Raw genomic sequence first — 23,303 nt, forward strand, 5'->3', positions numbered from 1 at the left:
ATGGAGGGGGCTGTTGGGGCAGTTGGCTCCGGCTTCGTTTAGGCAAACAAAATAGAAAAAGCCGGAAAAATTCGGCGAGGAAAAAAATGACAGAAGAGAACAAGAAGAAGCCGAATCCGATCGACATCCATGTCGGGAGTCGTATCCGGCTTCGCCGCAATATGCTTGGAATGAGCCAGGAAAAGCTGGGTGAAAATCTCGGCATCACGTTTCAGCAGATCCAGAAGTACGAAAAGGGGACGAACCGGGTCGGCGCCAGCCGTTTGCAGGCGATCGCCTCGATTTTGAGTGTTCCCGTCGCCTTCTTCTTCGAGGATGCCCCGGGCCAGGAGACCGCGGGCAATCGAGGATTTGCCGAGGATGCATCGATGGCGTTCGCCATCGAATTCTGCGGCAGTCCGGAGGGGCTTCAGCTCAACCGCGCCTTCGTCAAGATACCCGACGTCAAGGTGCGCCGTCGAATAATCGATCTGGTGAAATCGCTTTCCGCCGACGATTCCGACTGATCGGCTTTTGTGGCTCCGGCGGCATTCTACCGCCGGTGGCACAAGGCAACTGTGCTGACATTCATGCCAGATCCGTCGCGCCGCTTGACGAGCGCCGCCCGGCACCGCTAACACGTGGCGCGCCAAAATCGGCAGGCTTGCCGATCTTTTCAAGAGGGGACACCCGTGACGCGGCAGAACTATCTCTTCACCTCGGAATCCGTTGCCGAGGGCCATCCCGACAAAGTCTGTGACCGCATCTCCGACGAGATCGTCGATCTGGTCTACCGCGAAGCCAAGAAGACGGGCATGGACCCGTGGAAGGTGCGCGTCGCCTGCGAGACGCTGGCCACCACCAACCGCGTCGTCATTGCCGGCGAGGTCAGAGTTCCCGAGACGCTGCTGAAGAAGGACAAGGCCGGCAACATCCTCAAGGACGCTGCGGGTCACCCTGTCGTCAACCCCGCCAAGTTCAAGTCGGTCGCCCGCAAGGCGATCCGCGAGATCGGCTACGAGCAGGCCGGCTTCCACTGGAAGACCGCCAAGATCGAGGTGCTGCTGCACGGTCAATCGCCCGACATCGGCCAGGGTGTCGACAATGCCGCCGACCGGCAGGGCGAGGAAGGCGCCGGCGATCAGGGCATCATGTTCGGCTATGCCTGCCGCGAAACGCCCGATCTGATGCCGGCGCCGATCTACTACAGCCACAAGATCCTCGAATTGCTGGCCACCGCGCGCCATGAAAACAACGGCGAAGCCGGCAAGCTCGGTCCTGACGCCAAGAGCCAGGTCACCGTGCGCTATGTCGACGGCAAGGCTTCGGAAGTGACGCAGATCGTGCTTTCCACCCAGCATCTCGACTCGAACTGGGATTCCAAGAAGGTTCGCAAGGTCGTCGAGCCCTATATCCGCGAGGCGCTGGGCGACCTCAGGATCGCCGATGACTGCAACTGGTACATCAATCCGACCGGCAAGTTCGTCATCGGCGGACCCGATGGCGACGCTGGGCTCACCGGGCGCAAGATCATCGTCGACACCTATGGCGGCGCCGCGCCCCACGGCGGCGGAGCCTTCTCCGGCAAGGACACCACCAAGGTCGACCGCTCGGCCGCCTATGCGGCGCGCTACCTCGCCAAGAACGTGGTCGCCGCCAAGCTAGCCGACCGCTGCACGATCCAGCTGTCCTACGCGATCGGCGTTGCCCAGCCGCTGTCGGTGTATGTCGATCTGCATGGCACCGGCAAGGTCGAGGAGGCCAAGCTCGAGCAGGCCCTGCGCGAGGTCATGGACCTGTCTCCATCCGGCATTCGCCGTCACCTCGACCTCAACAAGCCGATCTACGCCAAGACCTCGTCCTACGGTCATTTCGGCCGCAAGGCCGGCCGCGACGGATCTTTCTCCTGGGAGAAGACCGATCTCGCCAAGGCGCTCAAGGACGCCGTCGCCGCCTGATATCCGTGGAAGACAAGGACCGGCCGCGCCGCTCGACCGAAGCTTTCTTCGGTCGACGGCACGGCAAGACCATTCGGCCGCAGCAGGCGATCGCGCTTGAAAGCGGCCTGCGCGCCTACCGGCTTGACCTGGCCGCCGCGGCGCCGGCCGATCTCAAAACACTGTTCAAGGTAGACGTTTCGGCGCTCCAGCTGGAAATCGGTTTCGGCGGCGGCGAGCACCTGCTGCACCGCGCCCTGGAAGCGCCGGCAACCGGCTTCATCGGCGTCGAGCCTTTCGTCAACGGCATGGCCAAGATGATGACGGCGCTCACCGCGCGGCCGCTTGGCAATCTCAGGGTCTATGACGACGACGCCACGCGTCTGCTCGACTGGCTGCCGCAAGCTTCGCTCGACGGCATCGACCTGCTTTATCCCGATCCCTGGCCGAAGAAGAAGCACTGGAAGCGCCGCTTCGTCAGCCCCGCCAATCTCGACCGGTTCGCCCGGGTGCTCAAAGCGGGCGGCCGGTTCCGCTTTGCGTCGGATATCGACAGCTATGTGAACTGGACGCTGCTCGCCTGCCGCGCCAGTGGCGCATTTCTTTGGCAGGCCAATGAGGCTTCCGACTGGCACCGACCCTACCAGGGCTGGTCGGGCACGCGCTATGAGGCAAAGGCCCTACGCGAGGGCCGACGTCCCGCCTATCTTACTTTCATCCGGAAGTAGGGCTGGCTATCGCCGGCTCAGAAGCGGCGGATTCGTTCGAAAGCGGTCGGGTCGATGCCGAGCTTCTTCAGGTCGCGGCGGCGTGGCTGGCGTCCTGCCTCGACGGCCTGCGATGCCGATGCGGCGCTGCCGAACTTGGCGAGCAAGTCCCCGACGACGAAAAACAATCCGCGTTCCATGACTGATACCTTTCGCGCGCCATCGCGCGCCCTTTCTTCTTAACGTCGCAACGTAGATGGGTGCTGGCAGGCGGCAATCCAGGTCCGATGTCGCATAGCCCCTATGCTCAGCAAGCAAGGCTCGTCCGGCTGCGGTGTGACTGAGGTTACCAGCAGACTTGAAACCCAGGCGCGGATCGTCTATATCAGCCGCAAATTCTTGGTCGGTATGACGAAGAGTGGGTCCACCCGGTCCCGCTCTTTTTTATTACCTGCCGGCCGGAGCGACAAAGCGACAGGGATCCGATGACTGCAGCGGCAGGCGAGGCCGACGACCGTATCATCCGCGAAAGCGGCATCGATGCGCGCATTGCGCTGATCGTGCAGCCGGTTCTGCGCGCCGTCGGCTTCCGGCTCGTCAGGGTGCAACTGACCGGCCAGAACGGGCTGACGCTGCAGATCATGGCCGAGCGCGAGGACGGCACGATGACCGTCGAGGATTGCGAAGAGGTCAGCCGCGCGGTGTCGCCGGCGCTGGATGTCGAGGATCCGATCGAAAAGGCGTATCATCTCGAAGTGTCGTCGCCGGGCATCGACCGGCCGCTGGTGCGCAAGTCGGATTTCGCCACGTGGACCGGCCATCTGGTCAAGTTGGAGACGTCGGTCCTTGTCGGCGATCGCAAACGCTTCAAGGGCAAGATCGCCGAGGCCGACGCCGAAGGCATCCTGCTGGAGCGCGACAAGGCAGCCTATGGCGAGGAGCCGAGGGTGCGCGTGCCCTACGATGCGATTGCCGAGGCGCGCCTGGTGCTGACCGACGACCTGATCCGCGACGCCCTGTCGAAGGACAACAGGGCACGCAAGGAAGCAAAAAAGCGCCGGGGCGAGGCCGAAGATGCCGCAGCCGGTGAAGAAAACGAAATCGAACAGGAAAGTTGATTGAGTTTCCGGGCCGCTGGCCCGAAGCGAAGTCGGGAGAAAGACAATGGTTGTAAGCGCCAACAGGCTCGAACTGCTGCAGATCGCCGATGCGGTCGCGCGTGAAAAGTCGATCGACAAGCAGATCGTCATCGCCGCTATGGCCGATGCGATCCAGAAGGCGGCGCGCTCGCGTTACGGCCAGGAGACCAACATCCGCGCCGATATCAATCCCAACACCGGCGAGATGAAGCTGCAGCGGCTGATGGAAGTGGTCGAGAAGGTCGAGGACTATGCGACCCAGATCGCCCTTTCGACGGCACGCGAGCGCAACCCCGATGCCCAGATCGGCGATTTCATCGCCGAACAGCTGCCGCCGATGGATTTCGGCCGCATCGCCGCCCAGTCGGCCAAGCAGGTCATCGTCCAGAAGGTGCGCGAGGCCGAGCGCGACCGCCAGTATGATGAGTACAAGGACCGCATCGGCGAGATCGTCAACGGCACTGTCAAGCGCGTCGAATACGGCAACGTCATCGTCGACCTCGGCCGTGGCGAGGCGATCATCCGTCGCGACGAGCTGATCCCGCGCGAAAACTACAAATATGGCGACCGCGTCCGCGCCTATGTCTACGACGTGCGCCGCGAGCAGCGCGGCCCGCAGATCTTCCTGTCGCGCACCCATCCGCAGTTCATGGCCAAGCTCTTCACCATGGAAGTGCCGGAAATCTACGACGGCATCATCGAGATCAAGTCTGTCGCCCGCGATCCGGGCTCCCGTGCCAAGATCGCCGTCATCTCGCGCGATTCTTCCATCGACCCGGTCGGCGCCTGCGTCGGCATGCGCGGCAGCCGCGTCCAGGCGGTGGTCGGCGAGCTCCAGGGCGAGAAGATTGACATCATCCCGTGGTCGCCTTCGGCGGCTTCCTTCATCGTCAATGCGCTGCAGCCGGCGGAAGTCGCCAAGGTGGTGCTGGACGAGGACGCGGAGCGCATCGAGGTGGTGGTTCCGGACGACCAGCTGTCGCTGGCGATCGGACGTCGCGGCCAGAACGTGCGCCTTGCCTCGCAGCTCACCGGGTGGGACATCGACATTCTGACCGAGCAGGAAGAGAGCGAGCGTCGCCAGAAGGAATTCGTCGAGCGTTCGGCGCTCTTCATGGAAGCCCTCGACGTCGACGAGATGGTCGGCCAGGTGCTTGCCTCCGAAGGCTTCACCAGCGTCGAGGAGGTCGCCTATGTCGACTCGGGCGAAATCTCCTCTATCGACGGCTTCGACGAGGACACCGCTTCCGAAATCCAGTCGCGCGCCCGCGAATATCTCGAGAAGATCGAGGCCGAGCACGATCAGAAGCGCAAGGCTCTCGGCGTCGAGGACGAGCTGCGCGAGATTCCCGGTATCACCACCGCCATGATGGTGACGCTTGGCGAGGATGGCGTGAAGACGATCGAGGACTTCGCCGGCTACGCGGCCGACGACCTGATCGGCTGGAAGGAGCGCAAGGACGGCGAGACCAAGGTATATCCCGGGGTGCTTGCCGATCACGGCGTTTCGCGTGCCGATGCCGAGCAGATGGTGCTGGCTGCCCGTAGGAAGGCCGGCTGGATCTCCGAGGAAGAACTGGCCGCTCAGGAAGCGGCTGGCGAAACCGTCGGTGCGTGAGGTGAACCCGCATCACAACGCCCGGGAACGAGATGAACGATCGCACCTGCATCGTTACGCGCAGGCAGGCCGAAGCGGATGAACTGATCCGCTTCGTCGTCGGCCCGGATTCGGCCGTCGTTCCGGACATCAAGAGAAATCTGCCCGGCCGTGGTTGCTGGGTCACCGCTGATCGCCTACATATTGACAAGGCAGCGGCCAAGAACCTGTTTGCCCGCGCCTTCAGGGCGCAGGTCACCGTTCCCGCCGATCTCGGCGGCATGGTCGACGGACTGCTCTCCAGATCCGCTCTGGGCATGCTGGGCCTTGCTCGCAAGGCCGGTTCGGTCGTTCTTGGCGCGGCCAAGGTCGAAGCCGCGGTGCGCGACGGAGAGGCGCTCTTCGTGCTGCATGCGATCGAGGCCTCGGACGACGGCGTCCGCAAGATCAGTCAGGCACGGCGGGCAACCGTCCATCTCGGCGGTCCCGCCATCCTTGCCTACAAACTTTTCTCCGAGGCCGAGTTGAGCTTGGCATTGGGGGGTACAAATGTGATACATGCTGCCGTCCTCGCGCAGGATGCGGGAAAGGCGGTTGAGAAGCGCATGGTCGCGCTCGACCGGTATCGGGGCGGTACCCCGGACGATCTGGCAATGCTTGCGGCCGTTGCTGACGAAGATGATGCCGCAGAGGATATGGAATGAGCGATACGAAATCGGGCGACGACAAGACGTTGAGCGTTACGCCGAAGAAGACCTTGACGCTGAAGCGTCCTGGCATCGAGCAGGGCACCGTGCGCCAGAATTTCTCGCACGGCCGCACCAAGTCGGTCGTGGTCGAGACCAAGAAGCGCAAGTTCTCGCTGCCCGGCGATAAGCCGGAGCCGGTGGCGCCGTCCGTCTTCACGCCGAAGCCCTCAGCGCAGGCTGCGCCCGTGGTGCAGGAAGCGCCGAAAGCGCCGCCCGCCCCGGAACGCTCCGGCATGGTGCTGAACGAATTGTCGCGCGGCGAGATGGAAGCCCGCCGCAGGGCGCTCGAAGGCTCCAAGGCCCGCGAGATCGAGGACCGGCAGCGTGCTCAGGAAGAGGCCAAGCGCCGCGCCGAGGAAGAAGAACGCCGCAAACGCGAGCGCGAGGACTCCGCGCGCCGTCAGGCTGAGGAGGAGGCACGCCTGCAGGCTGAAGCCGAATCCCGCCGCCGTGCCGAGGAGGAGGCGCGCCGCCGTGCGCCGTTGGCAGCCGACGCCGCCACGGCCGACGACGACGAGGAGGTCAAGCCGAGGCGTGTCGGTGCAGGTGGGGGTGGCGCTGGTGCGCCTGCCCGCCGCCTTGCCACGCCCGAAGTGGCGCGGCCGGCCAAGCCCACCAAGGGTGAGGAAGACCGCCGCCGCGGCAAGCTGACGCTGAATTCGGCGCTTTCCGACGACGACGCGCGTGGCCGTTCGCTGTCGTCGATGCGCCGCCGCCAGGAGAAGTTCAAACGCGCGATGCACAACGAGCCGCGCGAGAAAGTCATGCGTGAAGTGATCCTGCCCGAAACTATCACCATTCAGGAACTGGCGCAGCGCATGTCCGAGCGCGCCGTCGACGTGGTCAAGTTCTTCATGAAGCAGGGCCAGATTTTGAAGCCGGGCGACGTCATCGACGCCGACACGGCCGAACTGGTCGCCTCCGAATTTGGTCATACCGTCCGCCGCGTCGCCGAGTCCGACATCGAGGAAGGCCTGTTCAACATCGCCGACCGTGCGGAAGATCTGGTGTCGCGTCCGCCCGTCGTGACGATCATGGGCCATGTCGATCATGGCAAGACCTCGCTGCTCGACGCTATCCGCAACGCCAACGTCGTCTCCGGCGAGGCCGGCGGCATCACCCAGCACATCGGCGCCTACCAGGTCGAGAAGAACGGCCAGAAGATCACCTTCATCGACACGCCCGGCCACGCCGCCTTCACGGCGATGCGCGCCCGTGGCGCCCAGGTCACCGACATTGCCGTGCTGGTGGTGGCGGCCGACGACAGCGTCATGCCGCAGACGATCGAATCGATCAGTCACGCCAAGGCGGCCGGCGTGCCGATCATCGTGGCGATCAACAAGATCGACAAGCGCGACGCCGATCCGCAAAAGGTGCGGGCCGAGCTTCTGCGCCACGAAGTCTTCGTCGAATCGATGGGCGGCGAGGTTCTGGACGTCGAGGTCTCCGCGACCAAGGGCACCAACATCGACAAGCTGCTCGAGGCGATCCTGCTGCAGGCCGAAATCCTCGACCTCAAGGCCAACCCCGACCGCACCGCCGAAGGCGCGGTCATCGAGGCCAAGCTCGACAAGGGCCGCGGCCCGGTTGCCACGGTGCTGGTGCAGACCGGCACCCTGATGCCGGGCGACATCCTCGTCGCCGGCAACGAGTGGGGCCGCGTGCGCGCTCTCGTCAACGATCGCGGCGAGCATGTGCCGGAGGCACCGCCGGCAATGCCGGTCGAGGTGCTGGGCCTCCAGGGCACGCCGCAGGCCGGCGATCGCTTCGCCGTCGTCAACAACGAGGCGCGGGCGCGCGAGATCACCGAGTACCGTCAGCGGCTGGCGCGCGAGAAGGCGGTGGCCAAGCATGCCGGCCAGCGCGGCTCGCTCGAGCAGATGATGTCGCAGTTGCAGACGAGCGGGCTCAAGGAATTCCCGCTGGTCATCAAGGGCGACGTGCAGGGCTCGATCGAGGCGATCAACGCCGCGCTCGAAAAGCTCGGCAATGACGAGGTGCGTGCGCGCATCGTCCATTCGGGCGCCGGCGGCATCACCGAAAGCGACGTCTCGCTGGCCGAGACATCGGGCGCGGCGATCATCGGCTTCAACGTCCGCGCCAATGCGCAGGCGCGCAACGCCGCCGCCGCCGCAGGCATCGAGATCCGCTACTACTCGATCATCTACAACCTCGTCGACGACGTGAAGGCGGCCCTTTCCGGCATGCTCTCGCCCGAGCGGCGCGAGACCTTCATCGGCAATGCCGAGATCCTCGAGATCTTCGATATCTCGAAGGTCGGCAAGATTGCCGGCTGCCGCGTCACCGAAGGCAAGGTCGAGCGTGGCGCAGGCGTGCGCCTGATCCGCGACAACGTCGTCATTCACGAAGGCACGCTGAAGACGCTCAAGCGCTTCAAGGACGAGGTTTCGGAAGTGCCGGGCGGCCAGGAGTGCGGCATGGCCTTCCAGAACTACGAGGACATGCGCGTCGGTGACACCATCGAGTGCTTCCGCATCGAGATGGTAACCAGAACGCTGTAGCATCGGCATATGGAGGAAGAACAAAGTCTCGAGTATCGCTTTGTTCTTTCTCCTGCCGATTTTTCGGCCGCCTATTCAAGGCAAATGAAGAGCATCGCTCTGGCGCCTTGGGTAGACTGGGTTGCTACCTTCTCGTCGGCATATCTCTCGTTCTTGCCACGAATTTCGTCGACAGCTCAGGCGCTTTGGCGGGTGTGCTCGGTGTGGTGGGGATGATCATCACCACCGGCGTCCTTTGAAATCTCAGCCTTGTCTTCGCAAAAAAGGAAAAGGTCCCCAATTTTGAGCCCGAATCCACCTTGATCCGGGTACGTTCGTCCGGCGTCTCGAAATGTGTAGCAGACTCGGCGGTGAATCTCGGTTGGAAGTCGGTCGAAAAAATTACGCTGACTGAATTCGGGATCGGATTTGCCACCAAAGAAGGTGGATGGTTTATCCCGATCAGCGCCTTGGGGTCAGCAACCACCATGGAGACCGAGTACGAAAAGATCGTATCCGTCATGAAGTCGAGCCAGTTCGTTGACGAGATGGATCAGTCCGTTCCACGCATATTGCACTGATCAGGCGCAGGTATTTTGGCGGGGGTAGCCAAGCTAGAGCAACAGCGCTAAGTGAGCGGCTCAGGCGGTTCGAACCCGCGAAGGAAGAGTTCCATGTCAAGACAATCCACGGCTGGCCCCTCCCAGCGCATGCTGCGCGTCGGCGAGCAGGTGCGCCATGCGCTGTCCGAAACCCTGCAGCGGGGCGAGATCGTCGATCCGGTGATCGAGAACGCCGTCGTCTCGGTCTCCGAGGTTCGCATGTCGCCGGATCTGAAGATTGCCACCGCTTTCGTCTCGCCGCTTGGAGTCGTGGACACCGATGCGGTGGTTGGAGCGCTCAACAGGCATGCGAAATTCATCCGCGGCCGCGTCTCCGGCGCGCTCAGGCAGATGAAGTACATGCCGGAGTTCCGCTTCCGGCTCGACACCTCGTTCGACAATTTCGCCAAGATCAACGAATTGTTGAAATCGCCCGAAGTCGCGCGCGATCTCGACGACCGGAATAAGAACAACAACAAGGACGAGGAATAGGTGGCGCGTCGCGGCAAGAAGAAAGGTCGGCCGGTATCGGGCTGGGTGGTGCTGGACAAGCCGGTCGGCATGGGCTCGACCGAGGCGGTCTCGAAGATCAAATGGCTGTTCCAGGCGGAGAAGGCCGGCCATGCCGGCACGCTCGACCCGCTCGCCTCCGGCATGCTGCCGATCGCGCTTGGCGAGGCCACCAAGACCGTGCCTTACGTGCAGGACGGGGCCAAGGTCTACCGCTTCACCGTCGCCTGGGGCGAAGAGCGCTCGACCGACGATCTCGAAGGACCAGTGACGAACAGCTCGGACAATCGGCCGGCTGAGGCGGAGGTGAGGGTGCTGCTGCCCAAATACACCGGCGTGATCATGCAGACGCCGCCGCAATTCTCGGCCATCAAGATCGCCGGCGAACGCGCCTATGATCTCGCCCGCGAAGGCGAGACGGTCGACATTCCTGCCCGCGAGATCGAGATCGGACGTCTCGAGCTTATCGAGCACACCGGCGATCGCAGCGTCTTCGAGGTCGAATGCGGCAAGGGCACCTATGTGCGGTCGCTGGCGCGCGACATGGGCCGCGACCTCGGCTGTTTCGGCCACATCGCCGAGCTAAGGCGCGTCGAGGTCGAGCCGTTTACGGCGGATGATTTCGTCACCGTCGCCGAACTGGAAGCGGCGCGCTTCGGCGGCCAAACCGATGAAAGCGCGAGAGATGAAAGCGCGGACGAGGCCCCTGCCGACTTCGGCGCCATAGATGCGCTGCTGGTCGAGACGGCCGCGGCCCTCGACTGCCTGCCGCAGGTCGCCGTCAGCGACGATGCGGCGACCAAGATCCGCCTCGGCAATCCCGTCATCATCCGCGGCCGCGATGCGCCCGTCGAGGCCGACGAGGCCTGCGCCACCGCGCGCGGCAAGCTCGTCGCCATCGGCGCCATCGAGCAGGGCATGTTCAAGCCGAAGCGTGTCTTTGTCGGGTAAGTCTCGGCTAAGGCCTTGAATCCGTGCATGATCCTCTCGCAATCCCGATTCCGGCCGGCAAGGCGATCGGTTAGTGTGACCGCGCGGCTGATCTTGGGGCGAACGGTGTCGAGGGCATATGGCAAAGACTGACACGGCAAGGAAAAGAGCGTCGCTGAGGATGCGACGGCCGCCGGTCGGCGCCTCGCCTGGCACTCTGATCGCCGATCCGGCCGCGCGGCGCAGCGAGCTCAGGCTGACGCTGATCTCGCCCGAAAAATTCAAGACCATCGAAAACGCCAGCCTCGACGATCTCAGCACTCATTGCGACCGGTGGCCGATCGTCTGGCTGGACTGCACGGGGCTGGCAAACATTGCGCTGATCGAGGAGATCGGCCGGATCTTCAACCTGCATCCGCTGGCGCTGGAGGATGTCGTCAGCACCGGCCAGCGTCCGAAGGTCGACTTCTTCGAGGACCACGCCTTCGTCGCCATGCGCATGATCGACGACGTCACCGCCCACCGCTACGAGCAGATCGCGGTGTTCTTCGGCGCCAATTTCGTCGTCACCTTCCAGGAACGCGAAGGCGATCCGTTCGATCCGGTCCGCAAGCGCGTCGCGAGCTCCGAGCCGAACCGGCTGCGCGCGCGCGGCGCCGACTATCTCGCCTACGCGCTGATCGACGCCATCGTCGACAGCTATTTTCCGCCCATCGAGGCGGCAAGCGAACAGGTCGACGGCATCGAGGATCAGATGCTCAACACGACGCACAAGCATCAGATGCGGCAGTTGCATGAGTTGCGGCGTGATGCCAACGTGCTCAAAGGCGTGCTGTGGCCGATGCGCGATGCGCTGGCCACGTTGATCCGCAACGACGTGCCTTATGTGAAGGCCGAGACCAAGGTCTTCCTCAACGATACGCTCGACCATTCGCTGCGGCTCATCGAATTGGTCGAGAACCAGCGCGACATGCTGACCGGCCTGATCGAGATGCACCTGTCGCTGACCCAGGCGCGCACCAACGACGTCATTTCCTATCTGACGATCGTCTCGGTGATCTTCATGCCGCTGACGTTCCTGGTCGGCGTCTGGGGCATGAACTTCGATCCCGACACCTCGCCATGGAACATGCCGGAGCTGAAGGCCTATTACGGCTATCCGGCGGCGCTGCTGTTCATGGGACTGGTCGCCGTCGCGCTGGTTGCCTTCTTCAAATGGAAGAAGTGGCTGTAGTGCAAGGCAAAACCGCTTATTCGACGGCAGGGATCTGCGACAAAGCCGGCTTGTGAATAGGGCTGGTGTTTTCCGGGGAATTGCACTATATGCGCCGCAGCTTCGCGCCCTGACGCGTTGCTTGCACCGGCCCCTGCTGGACGACATCCCGGCTGAGGGCGTCCCGTTTCCTCGAACAGATAAGGAAAAACACGATGTCGGTTACTGCCGAGCGCAAGAAAGAATTGATGACTGAATTCGCAACCGCCAAGGGCGACACCGGCTCTCCGGAAGTCCAGGTGGCCATTCTTTCCGAGCGCATCAAGAACCTGACCGAGCACTTCAAGGACCACAAGAAGGACAACCATTCCCGCCGTGGCCTTCTCGCTCTCGTTTCCCAGCGCCGCAGCCTGCTTGATTACCTCAAGCGCAAGGACGACGCGCGCTATCAGTCGCTGATCGAGAAGCTCGGTCTGCGTCGCTGACGAATTGACCGGCGGGCTCTCCTCGGAGGGCCCGCCGGTCGCGCATTGGCGCATCGGCTGGTCCGGTGTTCCATGCTGGCAATGGAGCGCGATGCGCTCCGGAGTTCGCAAATCGCGCGCGACGCGTTCCGAAGACAGGATTTTCGGCGTCACGCGCAGGGCCGGCCGACCGGTCGGCCAGACCCGGTTCCGAAAGCGCAGAGGGTCATTCGGAACCGCCCGTGGACGGTCATGGGGCAGGATTGCAGGATGCTCGCTCGGCTTTGTCAGCCGTATCTTTTCGAGCTTCCCGTTGTCTTGCCCGTGGCTGCCCGAAGGAAGCCAGGAAGGGAGAACCGCGAGCCGTGAGACGGCGCGGCCCTTCCGCATATGAAGGACAAGATATGTTCAATCACCACAAAGTCGAAATCGAGTGGGGCGGCCGTCCGCTCATCCTGGAAACCGGCAAGATCGCGCGCCAGGCTGACGGCGCGGTGCTCGCCACCTACGGCGAGACCGTCGTGCTTGCCACCGTCGTTTCCATGAAGGAGCCGAAGCCCGGCCTCGATTTCTTCCCGCTTACTGTCAACTACCAGGAAAAGACCTATGCCGCCGGCAAGATCCCGGGCGGCTATTTCAAGCGCGAGGGCCGTCCGAGCGAGAAGGAAACGCTGGTTTCCCGCCTGATCGACCGCCCGATCCGTCCGCTCTTCGCCGAAGGCTACAAGAACGACACCCAGATCGTCGTCACCGTCATTCAGCATGACCTGGAGAACGACCCGGACATCCTTTCGATCGTTGCCACCTCGGCTGCTCTGACGCTGTCCGGCGTGCCCTTCATGGGCCCGATCGGCGGCGCCCGCGTCGGCTACATCAACGGCGAATATGTGCTCAACCCGCATATCGACGAGATGGAGGAATCGAAGCTCGACCTCGTCGTTGCCGGCACCAGCGATGCCGTCCTGATGGTCGAATCCGAAGCCAAGGAGCTCTCCGAAGACCTGATGCTCGGCGCCGTCATGTTCGGCCACAAGAGCTTCCAGCCGGTGATCGATGCGATCATCAAGCTGGCCGAGGTCGCAGCCAAGGATCCGCGCGACTTCACCGCGCCGGACTATTCCGCGCTCGAGGGCGAGATGCTCAAGATCGTCGGCGACGAGCTTCGCGAAGCCTATAAGATCACCGACAAGCAGTCGCGCTATGCCGCGGTCGACGCCGTCAAGGCGAAGGTCAAGGCTGCGTTCGCTCCGGCCGAAGGCGAGGAGGCGAAGTACACCTCCGAGCAGATCGGCACGGTGTTCAAGGAGCTCCAGGCCAAGGTCGTGCGCTGGAACATCCTCGATACCGGCTCGCGCATCGACGGCCGCGACCTGAAGACCGTTCGCAAGATCGTGTCCGAAGTCGGCGTCCTGCCGCGCACCCACGGTTCGGCACTGTTCACCCGCGGCGAGACGCAGGCCCTGGTCGTTGCCACGCTCGGCACCGGCGAGGACGAGCAGTTCGTCGATTCGCTGACCGGCATGTACAAGGAGAAGTTCCTCCTTCACTACAACTTCCCGCCCTACTCGGTCGGTGAGACCGGCCGCATGGGCTCGCCGGGCCGCCGCGAGATCGGCCACGGCAAGCTCGCCTGGCGCGCGATCCGGCCGATGCTGCCTTCCGCCGACCAGTTCCCCTACACGCTGCGTGTCGTCTCGGAGATCACCGAGTCCAACGGTTCGTCCTCGATGGCCACCGTCTGCGGCACCTCGCTGGCGCTGATGGATGCCGGCGTACCGATCGCGAAGCCGGTGGCCGGCATCGCCATGGGCCTGATCAAGGAAGGCGAGCGCTTCGCGGTGCTCTCCGACATCCTCGGCGACGAGGACCACCTCGGCGACATGGATTTCAAGGTCGCCGGCACCGCCAATGGCGTCACCTCGCTGCAGATGGACATCAAGATCGACGGCATCACCGAGGAGATCATGAAGATCGCGCTCGGCCAGGCCAAGGACGGCCGTCTGCACATCCTGGGCGAGATGGCGCATGCGATCTCCGGCGCGCGCGCCGAGCTCGGCGAGTTCGCGCCGCGCATCGAGGTCATGCACATCCCGACCGACAAGATCCGCGACGTCATCGGCTCCGGCGGCAAGGTGATCCGCGAGATCGTCGAGAAGACCGGCGCCAAGATCAACATCGAGGATGACGGCACGGTCAAGATCGCCTCGGCCAACGCCAAGGAGATCGAGGCGGCGAAGAAGTGGATCCACACCATCGTCGCCGAGCCGGAAGTCGGCGAGATCTACGAAGGCACGGTGGTCAAGACCGCCGACTTCGGCGCCTTCGTCAACTTCTTCGGCCCGCGTGACGGTCTCGTCCACATCTCGCAGCTCGCCAATGAGCGCGTCGCCAAGACCTCCGACGTCGTCAAGGAAGGCGACAAGGTGTGGGTCAAGCTGATGGGCTTTGACGAGCGCGGCAAGGTCCGCCTGTCGATGAAGGTCGTCGACCAGGCGACCGGCAAGGAAATCGTGCGCGAGAAGAAGCCGGAAGGCGAGGAAGACGCCGCCTGATCGGCCTTAGGCATGTCGCCCAAAAGTGCGTAGCGGTTTTGGGATGACGACATGCATCAGACGAAACGCTTCAGATAGATCGAGACGGGCGCGCCGCAAGGTCGCGCCCGTTGTCGTTTGACACGCAGGGGAGAACCATGGCCGCGGAGCCGCTGAAGACGCTGTTCCATCCCTTCGAGGCCGAGGCGCTCCCGCTGCCGAACACAGGCGCCGAGATTCTGTTTCTGGGCGCCGAGCCCAGTTTTCCCCTGCCCGAAGGCTTCGATGTGAAGCTCAGTCTGGTGCAAGGCTTCCGGACGCATTTCCGCGCGCTGCAGGCCTCCGGCTACACCATCACGCCGCGGGCGCAGGGCTCCGGCTATGACATGGCGCTTGTTCTGGCGGGCCGCCATCGCGGCCAGAACGAACTGCGCATCGCCGAAGCCATCGATCGGGTCGCGCCGGGTGGCCTGATCCTGGTCGCCGGCAGCAAGGAGGACGGTATCGACAGCCTGCGCAAGCGGATCACCAAGCTGGTGCCGCTCGAAGGCCATCTGCCCAAGCACCATGGCGTCGCCTTCTGGTTCCACCAGGCCGGCGCGCAGGCCGCCGCAGCGCTGCGCGCCGCCAACACCGGCCTGCTTGTCGAGGGGCGCTACCACACCGCACCGGGCATGTTCTCTTTCGATCGCGTCGATGCCGGCTCGAGACTGCTGGCCGCGAACCTGCCGAAGGATCTTGGTGGCAATGTCGCCGATTTCTGTGCCGGCTGGGGCTATCTGGCGTCGGAGATTCTGATCCGCTCGTCCGGCCTCTCCGGTCTCGACCTCTACGAAGCGGACTTCGAAGCCTTGGAGGCGGCCAGGCTCAACGTGCCCAAGCTCGATATTCGAGATGCCGTCGAACCGCGCTTCATCTGGACCGATCTGCTCAAGGAAGTGGTCGAGCGTCGCTATGACGCCATCGTCATGAATCCGCCCTTCCACAGCGGTCGGGCGGCCGAGCCCGACATCGGCGCCGGCATGATCCGGGCTGCGGCCAAGGCGCTGAAGCCGGGCGGCCGGCTATGCATGGTCGCCAATCGCCAGCTGCCTTACGAGCCGGTGCTGGCTGCCGCCTTTTCCAGCCATGCCGAGCTTGCCCGCGACGGCATGTTCAAGGTGTTTTCGGCGCGGCGCTAAAAAGCAATTTCAGGAAAAGTACGCAGCGGTTTTCCGTCCGGAAATGCTTGGATCACAAAAGCAAATTCCAGGAAGAAAGTGACCGGCTCAGTGCAGGCTGACGATGCGCGGCGGCGTCGTGCCATGGGCGACGCGCGCCTTGCCGAACTCGACCTTGAGCGGCGCCGGCCGGCCGAACAGGTAGCCCTGCACCACCTCGCAGCCGGCGGCTCTCAGCAGCGTCGCCTGGTTTTCGGTCTCGACGCCTTCGGCGATGATGCCGACGCCAAGCGCCCGCGAAAGCCCGACGATGGTCGAGACTACGGCTCCCGAGTTGGAGTCGGTGTCGATGCGGCTGACGAAGGAGCGGTCGATCTTGAGCTTGCCGAACGAAAAATCGATCAGGTAGCTCAGGTTGGAATAGCCGGTGCCGAAATCGTCGACGGCCACCGAGATGCCCATGTCGGCGAGCTGCTGCAGGATGACTGCGGCACGGTCGCGATCCTGCATCATCGCCGTTTCGGTGACTTCGAGCTCCAGCCGCGACGGCTTCATGCCGGTCGACGCCATCGTATCGCGCACGATGCCGACGAAGTCCTTGGTCATGAACTGGACAGGTGAGATGTTGACGGCCACGAAGCACTCCTCGGGCAGATACTGGGCATCGCTGCAGGCTTTGCGCAGCACCCATTTGCCGATCGGATTGATCATGCCGGTTTCTTCAGCGATCGGAATGAATTCCATCGGCGGGATCATGCCGCGTTGCGGATGCTTCCAGCGGATCAGGGCTTCGTAGCCGACGATACGGCCGCTCGGCAGGTCGAGCTGCGGCTGGTAATGGAGATCGAAGTCGCCGCGGTCGAAGGCGAGTTTCAGTTCGGATTCGATCCATTGCCGGTGATCGGCAACCCGCCCCATGTCGGCCTCGAAGACCGACCAGTTGCCGACGCCGCTTGCGCGTGCATTCTGCAGCGCCAGGTTCGAGCGGCGCAGGATGAGCACCGGGTCGACGCCGTCCTTCGGCATCGCCACGATGCCGACCGAGATGCTGACGGACTGCAGATGGGTGTCGAGGTGGTAAGGCTCCATCATTTCGTTGATGAGCTTTTCGACGAACCGTTCCAGCGATCCCTTGATCTCGCGGTCCGGCAGCAGCACGGCGAATTCGCCGGCGCCGAGCCGTCCGATCACGGCGCTTTCCGGCATAGCCTCCTTCAGCCTCTTGGTGAAGGCGCGGATCAGCCCGTCGCCATGGCTGTAGCCGATGGCATCATTGATCTGCTTGAAGCGGTCGATGTCGATATCGATCAGGTAGACCGGTTCGGCGGTCTCGATGGTCTCGACCGCGGCGGCGGCGACCTTGCCGACCAGGGCGGGGCGCGACAAAAGACCGGTCAGCTTGTCGAAATGCGTTTCCTTGAAGACGTATTCGGCCGATTCATCGACGCCGGCGAAGAAGGAGAGCGCGGCGCCGCCCGCGGCCAGCGCACAGAGCGCGGCGATGATGCCCGCCATCGTTCCCGCCTGCATGCCGGCCATGCCATCGCCAAAACCGAACCGCAGCCCCCAAAGCCCAAGCATAAAACTGCCCATGGCGGAACTGGCGATGGTGATCAGCCGGAACAGCGGTGTCCGTTTCGGATTGCTGACTGCAGACATGCAGGATCCCTGGTTGCGGGATCTTCTAGCGGATATCCCTTAAAATGAGTTTCCGCCGATGCCTCCAATTTTACCGGAAGCTCTTGTTCGCCGCGGCGGACGATTCCTTGGTTCAGTCGTTCTGCTTCAGTTCGTCGAGCGTCGGCATGGAAACAATATGGTAGCCGGAATCGACATAGTGGATCTCGCCGGTGACCCCCGAAGACAGATCGGAAAGCAGGTAGAGCGCGGAGCCACCGACTTCGTCGATGGTCACGGTGCGCCGCAGCGGCGAATTGCGCTGTTGATAGGAGAACATGTGCCGCGCGTCGGAGACGCCGGAGCCGGCGAGCGTCCTGACCGGCCCCGCGGAGATGCCGTTCACCCGGATGCCGCGCGGACCGTAGTCGTTGGCGAGGTAGCGCACGCTTGCCTCCAAGCCGGCCTTGGCGACGCCCATGACGTTGTAGTTTGGCATGACGCGTACCGATCCTGCATAGGTCAGCGTGATCATGGAGCCGCCGTTGGTCATCAGCGCGGCGGCGTTGCGCGCGACCTCGGTGAAGGAATAGCAGGAGATCACCATGGTGCGCACGAAATTGTCGCGGCTGGTGTCGGCGTAGAGGCCCTTGAGCTCGTTCTTGTCGGAGAAGCCGATGGCGTGGACGACGAAATCCAGCCCGCCCCAGGCATCGCCCAGCGTTTCGAAGGTCGCGGCGACCGAGGCGCTGTCCTCGACGTCGCAGGGTACGACCAGCGAGGCGCCGACCTTCTCGGCAAGCGGCTTCACCCGTCGCCCGAACGCGTCGCCCTGATAGGTGAAGGCAAGCTCCGCCCCGTGCTCGGACAGTTTCTTGGCGATCCCCCATGCGATCGAATGATCGTTGGCAACACCCATGACAAGCCCGCGCTTGCCCTTCATCAGCCCGTCCATGCCCGGCAATCCTTTTAAAAACGCTGGCCTTATGCGGAATAGCGCTGGAAAATCAGCGTTGCGTTGGTGCCACCGAAGCCGAAGGAATTGGACAAAACGGTGTCGATCTTGGCGTTGTCGATGCGTTTGCGCACGATCGGCATGCCCTCGAATTCCGGATCGAGTTCCTCGATATGGGCGCTCTCGCCGATGAAGCCGCCCTGCATCATCAGGATCGAATAGATCGATTCCTGGACGCCCGCCGCGCCCAGCGAATGGCCGGTGAGCGACTTGGTCGAGGTGATGAAGGGCATCTTGTCGCCGAACACCTCGCGGATGGCGCCCATTTCCTTGGAATCGCCGACCGGCGTCGAGGTGCCATGGGTGTTGATGTAGTCGACCGGCGTCGAGATCGTGGAGAGTGCTTGGCGCATGCAGCGGACGGCGCCTTCACCGGACGGCGCCACCATGTCGTAGCCGTCGGAGGTCGCCCCGTAGCCGACGACCTCGGCATAGATCTTGGCGCCGCGCGCCCTGGCGTGCTCCAGTTCCTCCAGCACCAGCACGCCCGCGCCGCCGGCGATGACGAAGCCGTCGCGGTTGACGTCATAGGCGCGCGAAGCGGTCGATGCCCTGTCGTTGAATTTCGACGACATCGCGCCCATGGCGTCGAACAGATCCGACATCGTCCAGTCGAGGTCTTCGTGGCCGCCGGCGAACATCATGTCCTGCTTGCCCCACTGGATCAGCTCATAGGCGTTGCCGATGCAATGCGCCGAAGTCGAGCAGGCGGACGAGATCGAGTAGTTGACTCCGTGGATCTTGAACCAGGTGGCCAAAGTGGCCGAAGCGGTCGAAGACATCGCCTTCGGCACCGCGAACGGGCCGATGCGCTTCGGGCTGCCGTTCTTGAGCGTGGTCTCGGCCGCTTCGACGATGGTCCTGGTCGATGGCCCGCCCGAACCCATGACGATGCCGGTGCGCTCGTTGGTGATGTCGCTTTCGCCGAGCCCGGCGTCGGCGATCGCCTGGTCCATGGCGACGTGGTTCCAGGCAGCACCCTGGCTGAGGAAGCGCATGGCGCGGCGGTCGATCATGGCCGATGGGTCGAGCGTCGGCGCGCCCCAGACCTGGCAGCGAAAACCATGCTCGGCGAAGGAGTTGGAGAAGCTGATGCCCGACTTGGCATCGTAAAGCGAGGCCTGCACCTCATTGGCGTTGTTGCCGATCGACGACACAATGCCGAGGCCTGTCACTACGACCCGTCTCATTCGCAACTCCTTCCGGCGTATTTGGCGAAAAACCTGGTCGGTATCCGCCTTCGATCACACGCAAAATACATTGTCGCAGCGACCTTTGCGCGTCGCAGGACGCGCCGGCCGCCGCGGCGAGGCGATCAGGCGGCCGACTGCTTGGACAGGCCGACCTTCAGATCCGTTGCCGCGTATATGGGTTCGCCATCCGCCTTGAGCCAGCCATCGGCGATTCCGAGCACCAGGCGACCGCGCATCACGCGCTTGAAATCGATGCCGTATTCGACCTTCTTGACCGAGGGCGTCACCATGCCCTTGAATTTCACCTCGCCGGTCGAAAGTGCCATCCCCTTGCCCGGCTCACCAAGCCAGCCGAGATAGAAGCCGGTCAACTGCCACATGGCGTCGAGGCCGAGGCAGCCCGGCATGATCGGATTGCCGATGAAATGGCAGGCGAAGAACCACAGGTCCGGCTTGATGTCGAATTCGGCGCGGATGAAGCCCTTGTCGAAAGCGCCGCCGGTCTCGCGAATCTCGGTGATGCGGTCGAACATCAGCATCGGCGGGTAGGGCAGTTGCGCATTGCCCGGCCCGAACAGTTCGCCGCGGGCGCAGGCAAGCAGTTCCTCATAGTCATAGCTGGACTTTTGAGCCGCCATAAATCTCCGTCCCCGTGTTCGTTCGGGCGGCAGGGCGCCCTTGTCGTTGGTTTCCTAACACACTCTGTTTGCGGCCGGAAACCGGCGTTTGCGCTTACCCCGTGCGCCTGCCCGGGTCAATGCGCGCTATTGATCGCATTTGGGCGACAGAATATATGTCGAGTGCTGTCCAGTTTTGGCTTTGACGTCTTTTTGCCATTCTGGACCTGTTAGAGGGCTGGGCCACAAGCTTCGACGCATAGATGGATTTGGGCTGCCGGAAGGAAAATGTCGCTGTGGACAAGCGGGTTCGCGAAGCCGGCCTGAGGCCGACACGCCAGCGCATCGCGTTGGCCGACCTGCTTTTCGCCAAGGGCGACCGCCATCTGTCGGCCGAAGAACTGCACGAGGAGGCGATCGCCGCCGGCGTGCCCGTCTCGCTGGCAACCGTCTACAATGCGCTGCATCAGTTCACCCAGGCCGGCCTGCTGCGCATCCTTGCTGTCGAAGGGTCGAAGACCTATTTCGACACCAACACCTCCGACCATCACCATTTCTATGTCGAGGGCGAGAACAGGATCTTCGATATCGCCAGTGGCCCGGTCTGCGTCTCCAACCTGCCGGAGCCTCCGGAAGGCATGGAAATCGCCAATGTCGATATCGTGGTGAGGCTGCGCCCCAAGCGCCGCGACTGATCCGCCTGGCATGAGGCCCCTCGATCTGACGGTCCGGTTTGAATGGGTCGTCGCGGCCGTGGTGGCCATCATCTTCTACAAAATGACCGCTGTGTCATGGTGGCTGTTCGCCCTGCTCATCCTGGCACCGGATCTGTCGATGCTGGGCTATCTCGCCGGGCCGCGTGTCGGCGCCGTCACCTACAACGCCCTGCACATCCTGATTGCCCCGCTTGTCCTGGGGCTCGCCGGCGTCCTGCTCGCCGGTCCGATCACCACCGCCGTGGCGCTAATCTGGATCGCCCACATCGCCATCGACCGCGCCCTCGGCTACGGCCTGAAGCTTCCCACCGGTTTTCAGGATACGCATCTCGGCCGCATTGGCCGCTAAAGTGGGAACCGGTTTTCGGACAAGATCATGGTCCAGATGAGAAGGTTCAGTTCTTGACCTTTTCGCCCGGATAGGCGCCCCAGACCTGCGACTGGGCGATCCAGCCGGTATGGCCATCGAAGGTCATTTCGCACCACTGGCCGTCGCATTTCTTGATCGAGCCCATCACCCCCGGCTCGAGAATGGCGGTCACGCCGGCGTCCTTGTCGGCACTCTCGAGCAGATTGATTCGGCCGCCCTTGCTTCGCTGCCAGGGCGCGACGATCGCTGTGCGGCGGCCGGAGAGCAGCGACTGGTTGATCCAGCCTTCCGAGCCGTCGGCATCGCGCACGCGCCGCCAGGTATCGAATTCCTGGATGACTTCCATCGGCAGCCCGGCCTTCATGTACATCCAGTCCACCGAGTAATTGGCGCCGGGGCCGACGCGCGAGTTGACGCGGCCGGATTTGAGGCTGACGAAGCGCGGCAGCGGCAGGCCACTGGGGCCCAGCGTCACGGTCTGTGCGGGCGCGGCCGCGCTTTGCGCCGATGCCTGCAAAACGCAAAGCAAGCCGCCGAGGGCGGCTGCGCTGAAAGCCAGGCGAAGCGACGCGAAACCAGACACTTTCGTTCCTTTCGGCGCCCGCCCGGCGGGGTAAGCGCCCATTTTTCTTTGTCTTCGGCGGCACCGCTTGTTACAGGAGTGGGCGGAGACCGTGATTGGCTTCAAGTTTCGCCTGTCTTGGTTAAAGAGGTCTCAACGAGATCGGTTCGAGGAAGCTTCGGGAATACAATGGCAGGCAAAAAACGGCCCCTCGTCGTCATCACGCGCAAGCTGCCCGACCCGGTCGAAACCCGCATGCGCGAGCTGTTCGATGCGCGCCTCAATGTCGAGGACCGGCCGATGACCCAGCCGGAGCTGGTGGCGGCCGTCAAGGAAGCCGATGTGCTCGTCCCGACCATCACCGACCATATCGACGCCGCGCTGATTGCCCAGGCCGGCGAGAACCTGAAGCTGATCGCCAATTTCGGCAACGGCGTCGACAAGATCGACGTGGACGCGGCGGCCAAGAAAGGGATCACCGTCACCAACACGCCGAACGTGCTGACCGAGGACACCGCCGACATGACCATGGCGCTGATGCTGGCTGTGCCGCGGCGGCTCACCGAGGGCGCCAATGTGCTTACCGGCGACAAGAATTGGGCCGGCTGGTCGCCGACCTGGATGCTCGGCCGGCGTATCTGGGGCAAGCGGCTCGGCATCGTCGGCATGGGCCGCATCGGCACGGCGGTTGCCAGGCGCGCCAAGGCGTTTGGCCTTTCCATCCATTATCACAATCGCCACCGCGTGCTGCCTGCCGTCGAGGACGAGTTGGAGGCGACCTATTGGGAGAGCCTCGACCAGATGCTGGCCCGCATGGACATCATCTCGGTCAACTGCCCGTCGACGCCGGCGACCTTCCACCTGCTGTCGGCGCGGCGCCTGGCGCTGATGCAGCCCTCGGCCTACATCGTCAACACCGCGCGCGGCGACATCATCGACGAAGAATCGCTGATAAAGCTGATCCATGACGGCAAGATCGCTGGCGCCGGGCTCGACGTCTACGAGCACGAGCCGGCGCTGAACAGCAAGCTTCTGAAGCTCGCCGCGAAGGGCAAGGTCGTGCTGCTGCCGCATATGGGCTCGGCAACGCTCGAAGGCCGCATCGATATGGGCGAGAAGGTGATCATCAACATCCGCGCTTTCTTCGATGGCCACCGCCCGCCGGACCGCGTGTTGCCGCTCAGGACCTGAGGG

The 23,303-nt window shown here is 63.5% G+C and carries 23 protein-coding genes; 16 read left to right on the forward strand and 7 right to left on the reverse strand.

All coding sequences use genetic code 11. The features are described 5' to 3' along the window. The first annotated feature begins 86 nt into the window (after positions 1 to 86). The 3 genes from EN818_RS17210 to EN818_RS17220 all read left to right on the forward strand — a co-directional run bounded on the left by EN818_RS17210 (position 87) and on the right by EN818_RS17220 (position 2,644). Positions 87 to 506 carry a helix-turn-helix transcriptional regulator gene (locus tag EN818_RS17210; protein ID WP_095806560.1) on the forward strand — a complete coding sequence of 140 codons (420 nt, stop codon included), beginning with the start codon at positions 87 to 89 and terminating at the stop codon, positions 504 to 506. 165 nt (positions 507 to 671) lie between these two features. Next, entirely contained in the window at positions 672 to 1,937 is a 1,266-nt protein-coding gene (gene metK / locus EN818_RS17215; RefSeq protein ID WP_095806559.1) for a methionine adenosyltransferase, read from the forward strand. Between the two features lie 5 nt (positions 1,938 to 1,942). Continuing rightward, the gene (locus EN818_RS17220) at positions 1,943 to 2,644 is read left to right on the forward strand and encodes a tRNA (guanosine(46)-N(7))-methyltransferase TrmB (protein WP_095806558.1); all 702 of its coding nucleotides are present in this window, start codon (positions 1,943 to 1,945) and stop codon (positions 2,642 to 2,644) included. A 17-nt stretch (positions 2,645 to 2,661) separates the two neighbouring features. Here EN818_RS17220 and EN818_RS32720 read toward each other — a convergent pair whose 3' ends face one another. Further along, positions 2,662 to 2,823 (reverse strand): hypothetical protein, encoded by a 162-nt coding sequence (locus EN818_RS32720; RefSeq protein WP_095806557.1) that lies wholly within the window; start codon positions 2,821 to 2,823, stop codon positions 2,662 to 2,664. Between the two features lie 285 nt (positions 2,824 to 3,108). On the opposite strand from EN818_RS32720, the gene rimP reads away from it, so the two are divergent. The 4 genes from rimP to infB are packed head-to-tail and all read left to right on the forward strand — an operon-like array spanning position 3,109 to position 8,630. Beyond that, positions 3,109 to 3,741, forward strand: a complete 633-nt coding sequence (rimP, locus tag EN818_RS17225) for a ribosome maturation factor RimP (protein WP_095806556.1) — start codon at positions 3,109 to 3,111, stop codon at positions 3,739 to 3,741. Positions 3,742 to 3,787: 46 nt separating this feature from the next. Continuing rightward, positions 3,788 to 5,380 (forward strand): transcription termination factor NusA, encoded by a 1,593-nt coding sequence (gene nusA, locus EN818_RS17230; RefSeq protein ID WP_095806555.1) that lies wholly within the window; start codon positions 3,788 to 3,790, stop codon positions 5,378 to 5,380. Between the two features lie 32 nt (positions 5,381 to 5,412). Further along, on the forward strand, positions 5,413 to 6,063 hold the full coding sequence (locus EN818_RS17235) for an RNA-binding protein (RefSeq protein ID WP_095806554.1): 651 nt from the start codon (positions 5,413 to 5,415) through the stop codon (positions 6,061 to 6,063). Then, positions 6,060 to 8,630, forward strand: coding sequence for a translation initiation factor IF-2 (gene infB, locus EN818_RS17240; protein ID WP_135904821.1), 2,571 nt, complete (start codon positions 6,060 to 6,062; stop codon positions 8,628 to 8,630). The genes EN818_RS17235 and infB overlap by 4 nt, the downstream gene beginning before the upstream one ends. Before the next feature lie 124 nt (positions 8,631 to 8,754). On the opposite strand, the gene EN818_RS17245 is transcribed toward infB, so the two are convergent. Beyond that, positions 8,755 to 9,132, reverse strand: a complete 378-nt coding sequence (locus EN818_RS17245) for a hypothetical protein (RefSeq protein ID WP_129553502.1) — start codon at positions 9,130 to 9,132, stop codon at positions 8,755 to 8,757. A gap of 151 nt (positions 9,133 to 9,283) precedes the next feature. Between EN818_RS17245 and rbfA the strand changes: the two genes are divergently transcribed. The 6 genes from rbfA to EN818_RS17275 all read left to right on the forward strand — a co-directional run bounded on the left by rbfA (position 9,284) and on the right by EN818_RS17275 (position 16,040). Then, complete coding sequence (gene rbfA, locus EN818_RS17250; protein ID WP_095806551.1) at positions 9,284 to 9,703, forward strand: 30S ribosome-binding factor RbfA; 420 nt, start codon at positions 9,284 to 9,286, stop codon at positions 9,701 to 9,703. After that, complete coding sequence (gene truB / locus EN818_RS17255; RefSeq protein WP_095806550.1) at positions 9,704 to 10,672, forward strand: tRNA pseudouridine(55) synthase TruB; 969 nt, start codon at positions 9,704 to 9,706, stop codon at positions 10,670 to 10,672. A 118-nt stretch (positions 10,673 to 10,790) separates the two neighbouring features. Further along, positions 10,791 to 11,885: a magnesium/cobalt transporter CorA gene (gene corA / locus EN818_RS17260; protein ID WP_095806549.1), complete on the forward strand. Its 1,095-nt coding sequence runs from the start codon at positions 10,791 to 10,793 to the stop codon at positions 11,883 to 11,885. Between the two features lie 152 nt (positions 11,886 to 12,037). Beyond that, positions 12,038 to 12,349 (forward strand): 30S ribosomal protein S15, encoded by a 312-nt coding sequence (gene rpsO, locus EN818_RS17265; RefSeq protein WP_280952446.1) that lies wholly within the window; start codon positions 12,038 to 12,040, stop codon positions 12,347 to 12,349. A gap of 383 nt (positions 12,350 to 12,732) precedes the next feature. Continuing rightward, the gene (gene pnp / locus EN818_RS17270) at positions 12,733 to 14,880 is read left to right on the forward strand and encodes a polyribonucleotide nucleotidyltransferase (protein WP_095806546.1); all 2,148 of its coding nucleotides are present in this window, start codon (positions 12,733 to 12,735) and stop codon (positions 14,878 to 14,880) included. Between the two features lie 137 nt (positions 14,881 to 15,017). After that, positions 15,018 to 16,040: a class I SAM-dependent methyltransferase gene (locus tag EN818_RS17275; RefSeq protein ID WP_095806545.1), complete on the forward strand. Its 1,023-nt coding sequence runs from the start codon at positions 15,018 to 15,020 to the stop codon at positions 16,038 to 16,040. 87 nt (positions 16,041 to 16,127) lie between these two features. On the opposite strand, the gene EN818_RS17280 is transcribed toward EN818_RS17275, so the two are convergent. The 4 genes from EN818_RS17280 to fabA all read right to left on the reverse strand — a co-directional run bounded on the left by EN818_RS17280 (position 16,128) and on the right by fabA (position 20,482). After that, complete coding sequence (locus EN818_RS17280; RefSeq protein ID WP_095806544.1) at positions 16,128 to 17,678, reverse strand: bifunctional diguanylate cyclase/phosphodiesterase; 1,551 nt, start codon at positions 17,676 to 17,678, stop codon at positions 16,128 to 16,130. Positions 17,679 to 17,790: 112 nt separating this feature from the next. Next, a complete protein-coding gene (gene fabI / locus EN818_RS17285; RefSeq protein WP_095806543.1) occupies positions 17,791 to 18,591 on the reverse strand; it encodes an enoyl-ACP reductase FabI in 801 nt (266 codons plus the stop codon). 29 nt (positions 18,592 to 18,620) lie between these two features. Next, positions 18,621 to 19,841 carry a beta-ketoacyl-ACP synthase I gene (gene fabB / locus EN818_RS17290; protein ID WP_095806542.1) on the reverse strand — a complete coding sequence of 407 codons (1,221 nt, stop codon included), beginning with the start codon at positions 19,839 to 19,841 and terminating at the stop codon, positions 18,621 to 18,623. A gap of 125 nt (positions 19,842 to 19,966) precedes the next feature. After that, a complete protein-coding gene (gene fabA, locus EN818_RS17295) occupies positions 19,967 to 20,482 on the reverse strand; it encodes a 3-hydroxyacyl-[acyl-carrier-protein] dehydratase FabA (RefSeq protein ID WP_095806541.1) in 516 nt (171 codons plus the stop codon). A 242-nt stretch (positions 20,483 to 20,724) separates the two neighbouring features. Between fabA and irrA the strand changes: the two genes are divergently transcribed. Continuing rightward, complete coding sequence (irrA, locus tag EN818_RS17300) at positions 20,725 to 21,156, forward strand: iron response transcriptional regulator IrrA (protein WP_095806540.1); 432 nt, start codon at positions 20,725 to 20,727, stop codon at positions 21,154 to 21,156. A gap of 10 nt (positions 21,157 to 21,166) precedes the next feature. After that, positions 21,167 to 21,526 carry a DUF4260 domain-containing protein gene (locus tag EN818_RS17305; RefSeq protein ID WP_095806539.1) on the forward strand — a complete coding sequence of 120 codons (360 nt, stop codon included), beginning with the start codon at positions 21,167 to 21,169 and terminating at the stop codon, positions 21,524 to 21,526. Positions 21,527 to 21,572: 46 nt separating this feature from the next. Here EN818_RS17305 and EN818_RS17310 read toward each other — a convergent pair whose 3' ends face one another. Beyond that, positions 21,573 to 22,130 (reverse strand): SH3 domain-containing protein, encoded by a 558-nt coding sequence (locus EN818_RS17310; RefSeq protein ID WP_095806778.1) that lies wholly within the window; start codon positions 22,128 to 22,130, stop codon positions 21,573 to 21,575. Positions 22,131 to 22,298: 168 nt separating this feature from the next. Between EN818_RS17310 and EN818_RS17315 the strand changes: the two genes are divergently transcribed. Continuing rightward, entirely contained in the window at positions 22,299 to 23,300 is a 1,002-nt protein-coding gene (locus EN818_RS17315; RefSeq protein ID WP_095806538.1) for a D-glycerate dehydrogenase, read from the forward strand. The last annotated feature ends 3 nt before the right edge of the window (positions 23,301 to 23,303 follow it).

Origin of the sequence: Mesorhizobium sp. M3A.F.Ca.ET.175.01.1.1 (genome assembly GCF_004791945.1) — a bacterium.
In the GTDB taxonomy this organism is placed as follows: domain Bacteria; phylum Pseudomonadota; class Alphaproteobacteria; order Rhizobiales; family Rhizobiaceae; genus Mesorhizobium.

What these genes read in the sequence shown, in the direction of transcription:
- EN818_RS17275 (WP_095806545.1), top strand. Translation starts at nt 15,018, where the DNA reads ATGGCCGCGGAGCCGCTGAAGACGCTGTTCCATCCCTTCGAGGCCGAG.
- nusA (WP_095806555.1), top strand. Translation starts at nt 3,788, where the DNA reads ATGGTTGTAAGCGCCAACAGGCTCGAACTGCTGCAGATCGCCGATGCG.
- fabB (WP_095806542.1), bottom strand. Translation starts at nt 19,841, where the DNA reads ATGAGACGGGTCGTAGTGACAGGCCTCGGCATTGTGTCGTCGATCGGC.
- fabI (WP_095806543.1), bottom strand. Translation starts at nt 18,591, where the DNA reads ATGGACGGGCTGATGAAGGGCAAGCGCGGGCTTGTCATGGGTGTTGCC.
- EN818_RS17210 (WP_095806560.1), top strand. Translation starts at nt 87, where the DNA reads ATGACAGAAGAGAACAAGAAGAAGCCGAATCCGATCGACATCCATGTC.
- EN818_RS17315 (WP_095806538.1), top strand. Translation starts at nt 22,299, where the DNA reads ATGGCAGGCAAAAAACGGCCCCTCGTCGTCATCACGCGCAAGCTGCCC.
- pnp (WP_095806546.1), top strand. Translation starts at nt 12,733, where the DNA reads ATGTTCAATCACCACAAAGTCGAAATCGAGTGGGGCGGCCGTCCGCTC.
- EN818_RS17305 (WP_095806539.1), top strand. Translation starts at nt 21,167, where the DNA reads ATGAGGCCCCTCGATCTGACGGTCCGGTTTGAATGGGTCGTCGCGGCC.
- corA (WP_095806549.1), top strand. Translation starts at nt 10,791, where the DNA reads ATGGCAAAGACTGACACGGCAAGGAAAAGAGCGTCGCTGAGGATGCGA.
- infB (WP_135904821.1), top strand. Translation starts at nt 6,060, where the DNA reads ATGAGCGATACGAAATCGGGCGACGACAAGACGTTGAGCGTTACGCCG.
- irrA (WP_095806540.1), top strand. Translation starts at nt 20,725, where the DNA reads ATGGATTTGGGCTGCCGGAAGGAAAATGTCGCTGTGGACAAGCGGGTT.
- EN818_RS32720 (WP_095806557.1), bottom strand. Translation starts at nt 2,823, where the DNA reads ATGGAACGCGGATTGTTTTTCGTCGTCGGGGACTTGCTCGCCAAGTTC.
- EN818_RS17235 (WP_095806554.1), top strand. Translation starts at nt 5,413, where the DNA reads ATGAACGATCGCACCTGCATCGTTACGCGCAGGCAGGCCGAAGCGGAT.
- rimP (WP_095806556.1), top strand. Translation starts at nt 3,109, where the DNA reads ATGACTGCAGCGGCAGGCGAGGCCGACGACCGTATCATCCGCGAAAGC.
- fabA (WP_095806541.1), bottom strand. Translation starts at nt 20,482, where the DNA reads ATGGCGGCTCAAAAGTCCAGCTATGACTATGAGGAACTGCTTGCCTGC.
- EN818_RS17280 (WP_095806544.1), bottom strand. Translation starts at nt 17,678, where the DNA reads ATGTCTGCAGTCAGCAATCCGAAACGGACACCGCTGTTCCGGCTGATC.
- EN818_RS17245 (WP_129553502.1), bottom strand. Translation starts at nt 9,132, where the DNA reads ATGACGGATACGATCTTTTCGTACTCGGTCTCCATGGTGGTTGCTGAC.
- rbfA (WP_095806551.1), top strand. Translation starts at nt 9,284, where the DNA reads ATGTCAAGACAATCCACGGCTGGCCCCTCCCAGCGCATGCTGCGCGTC.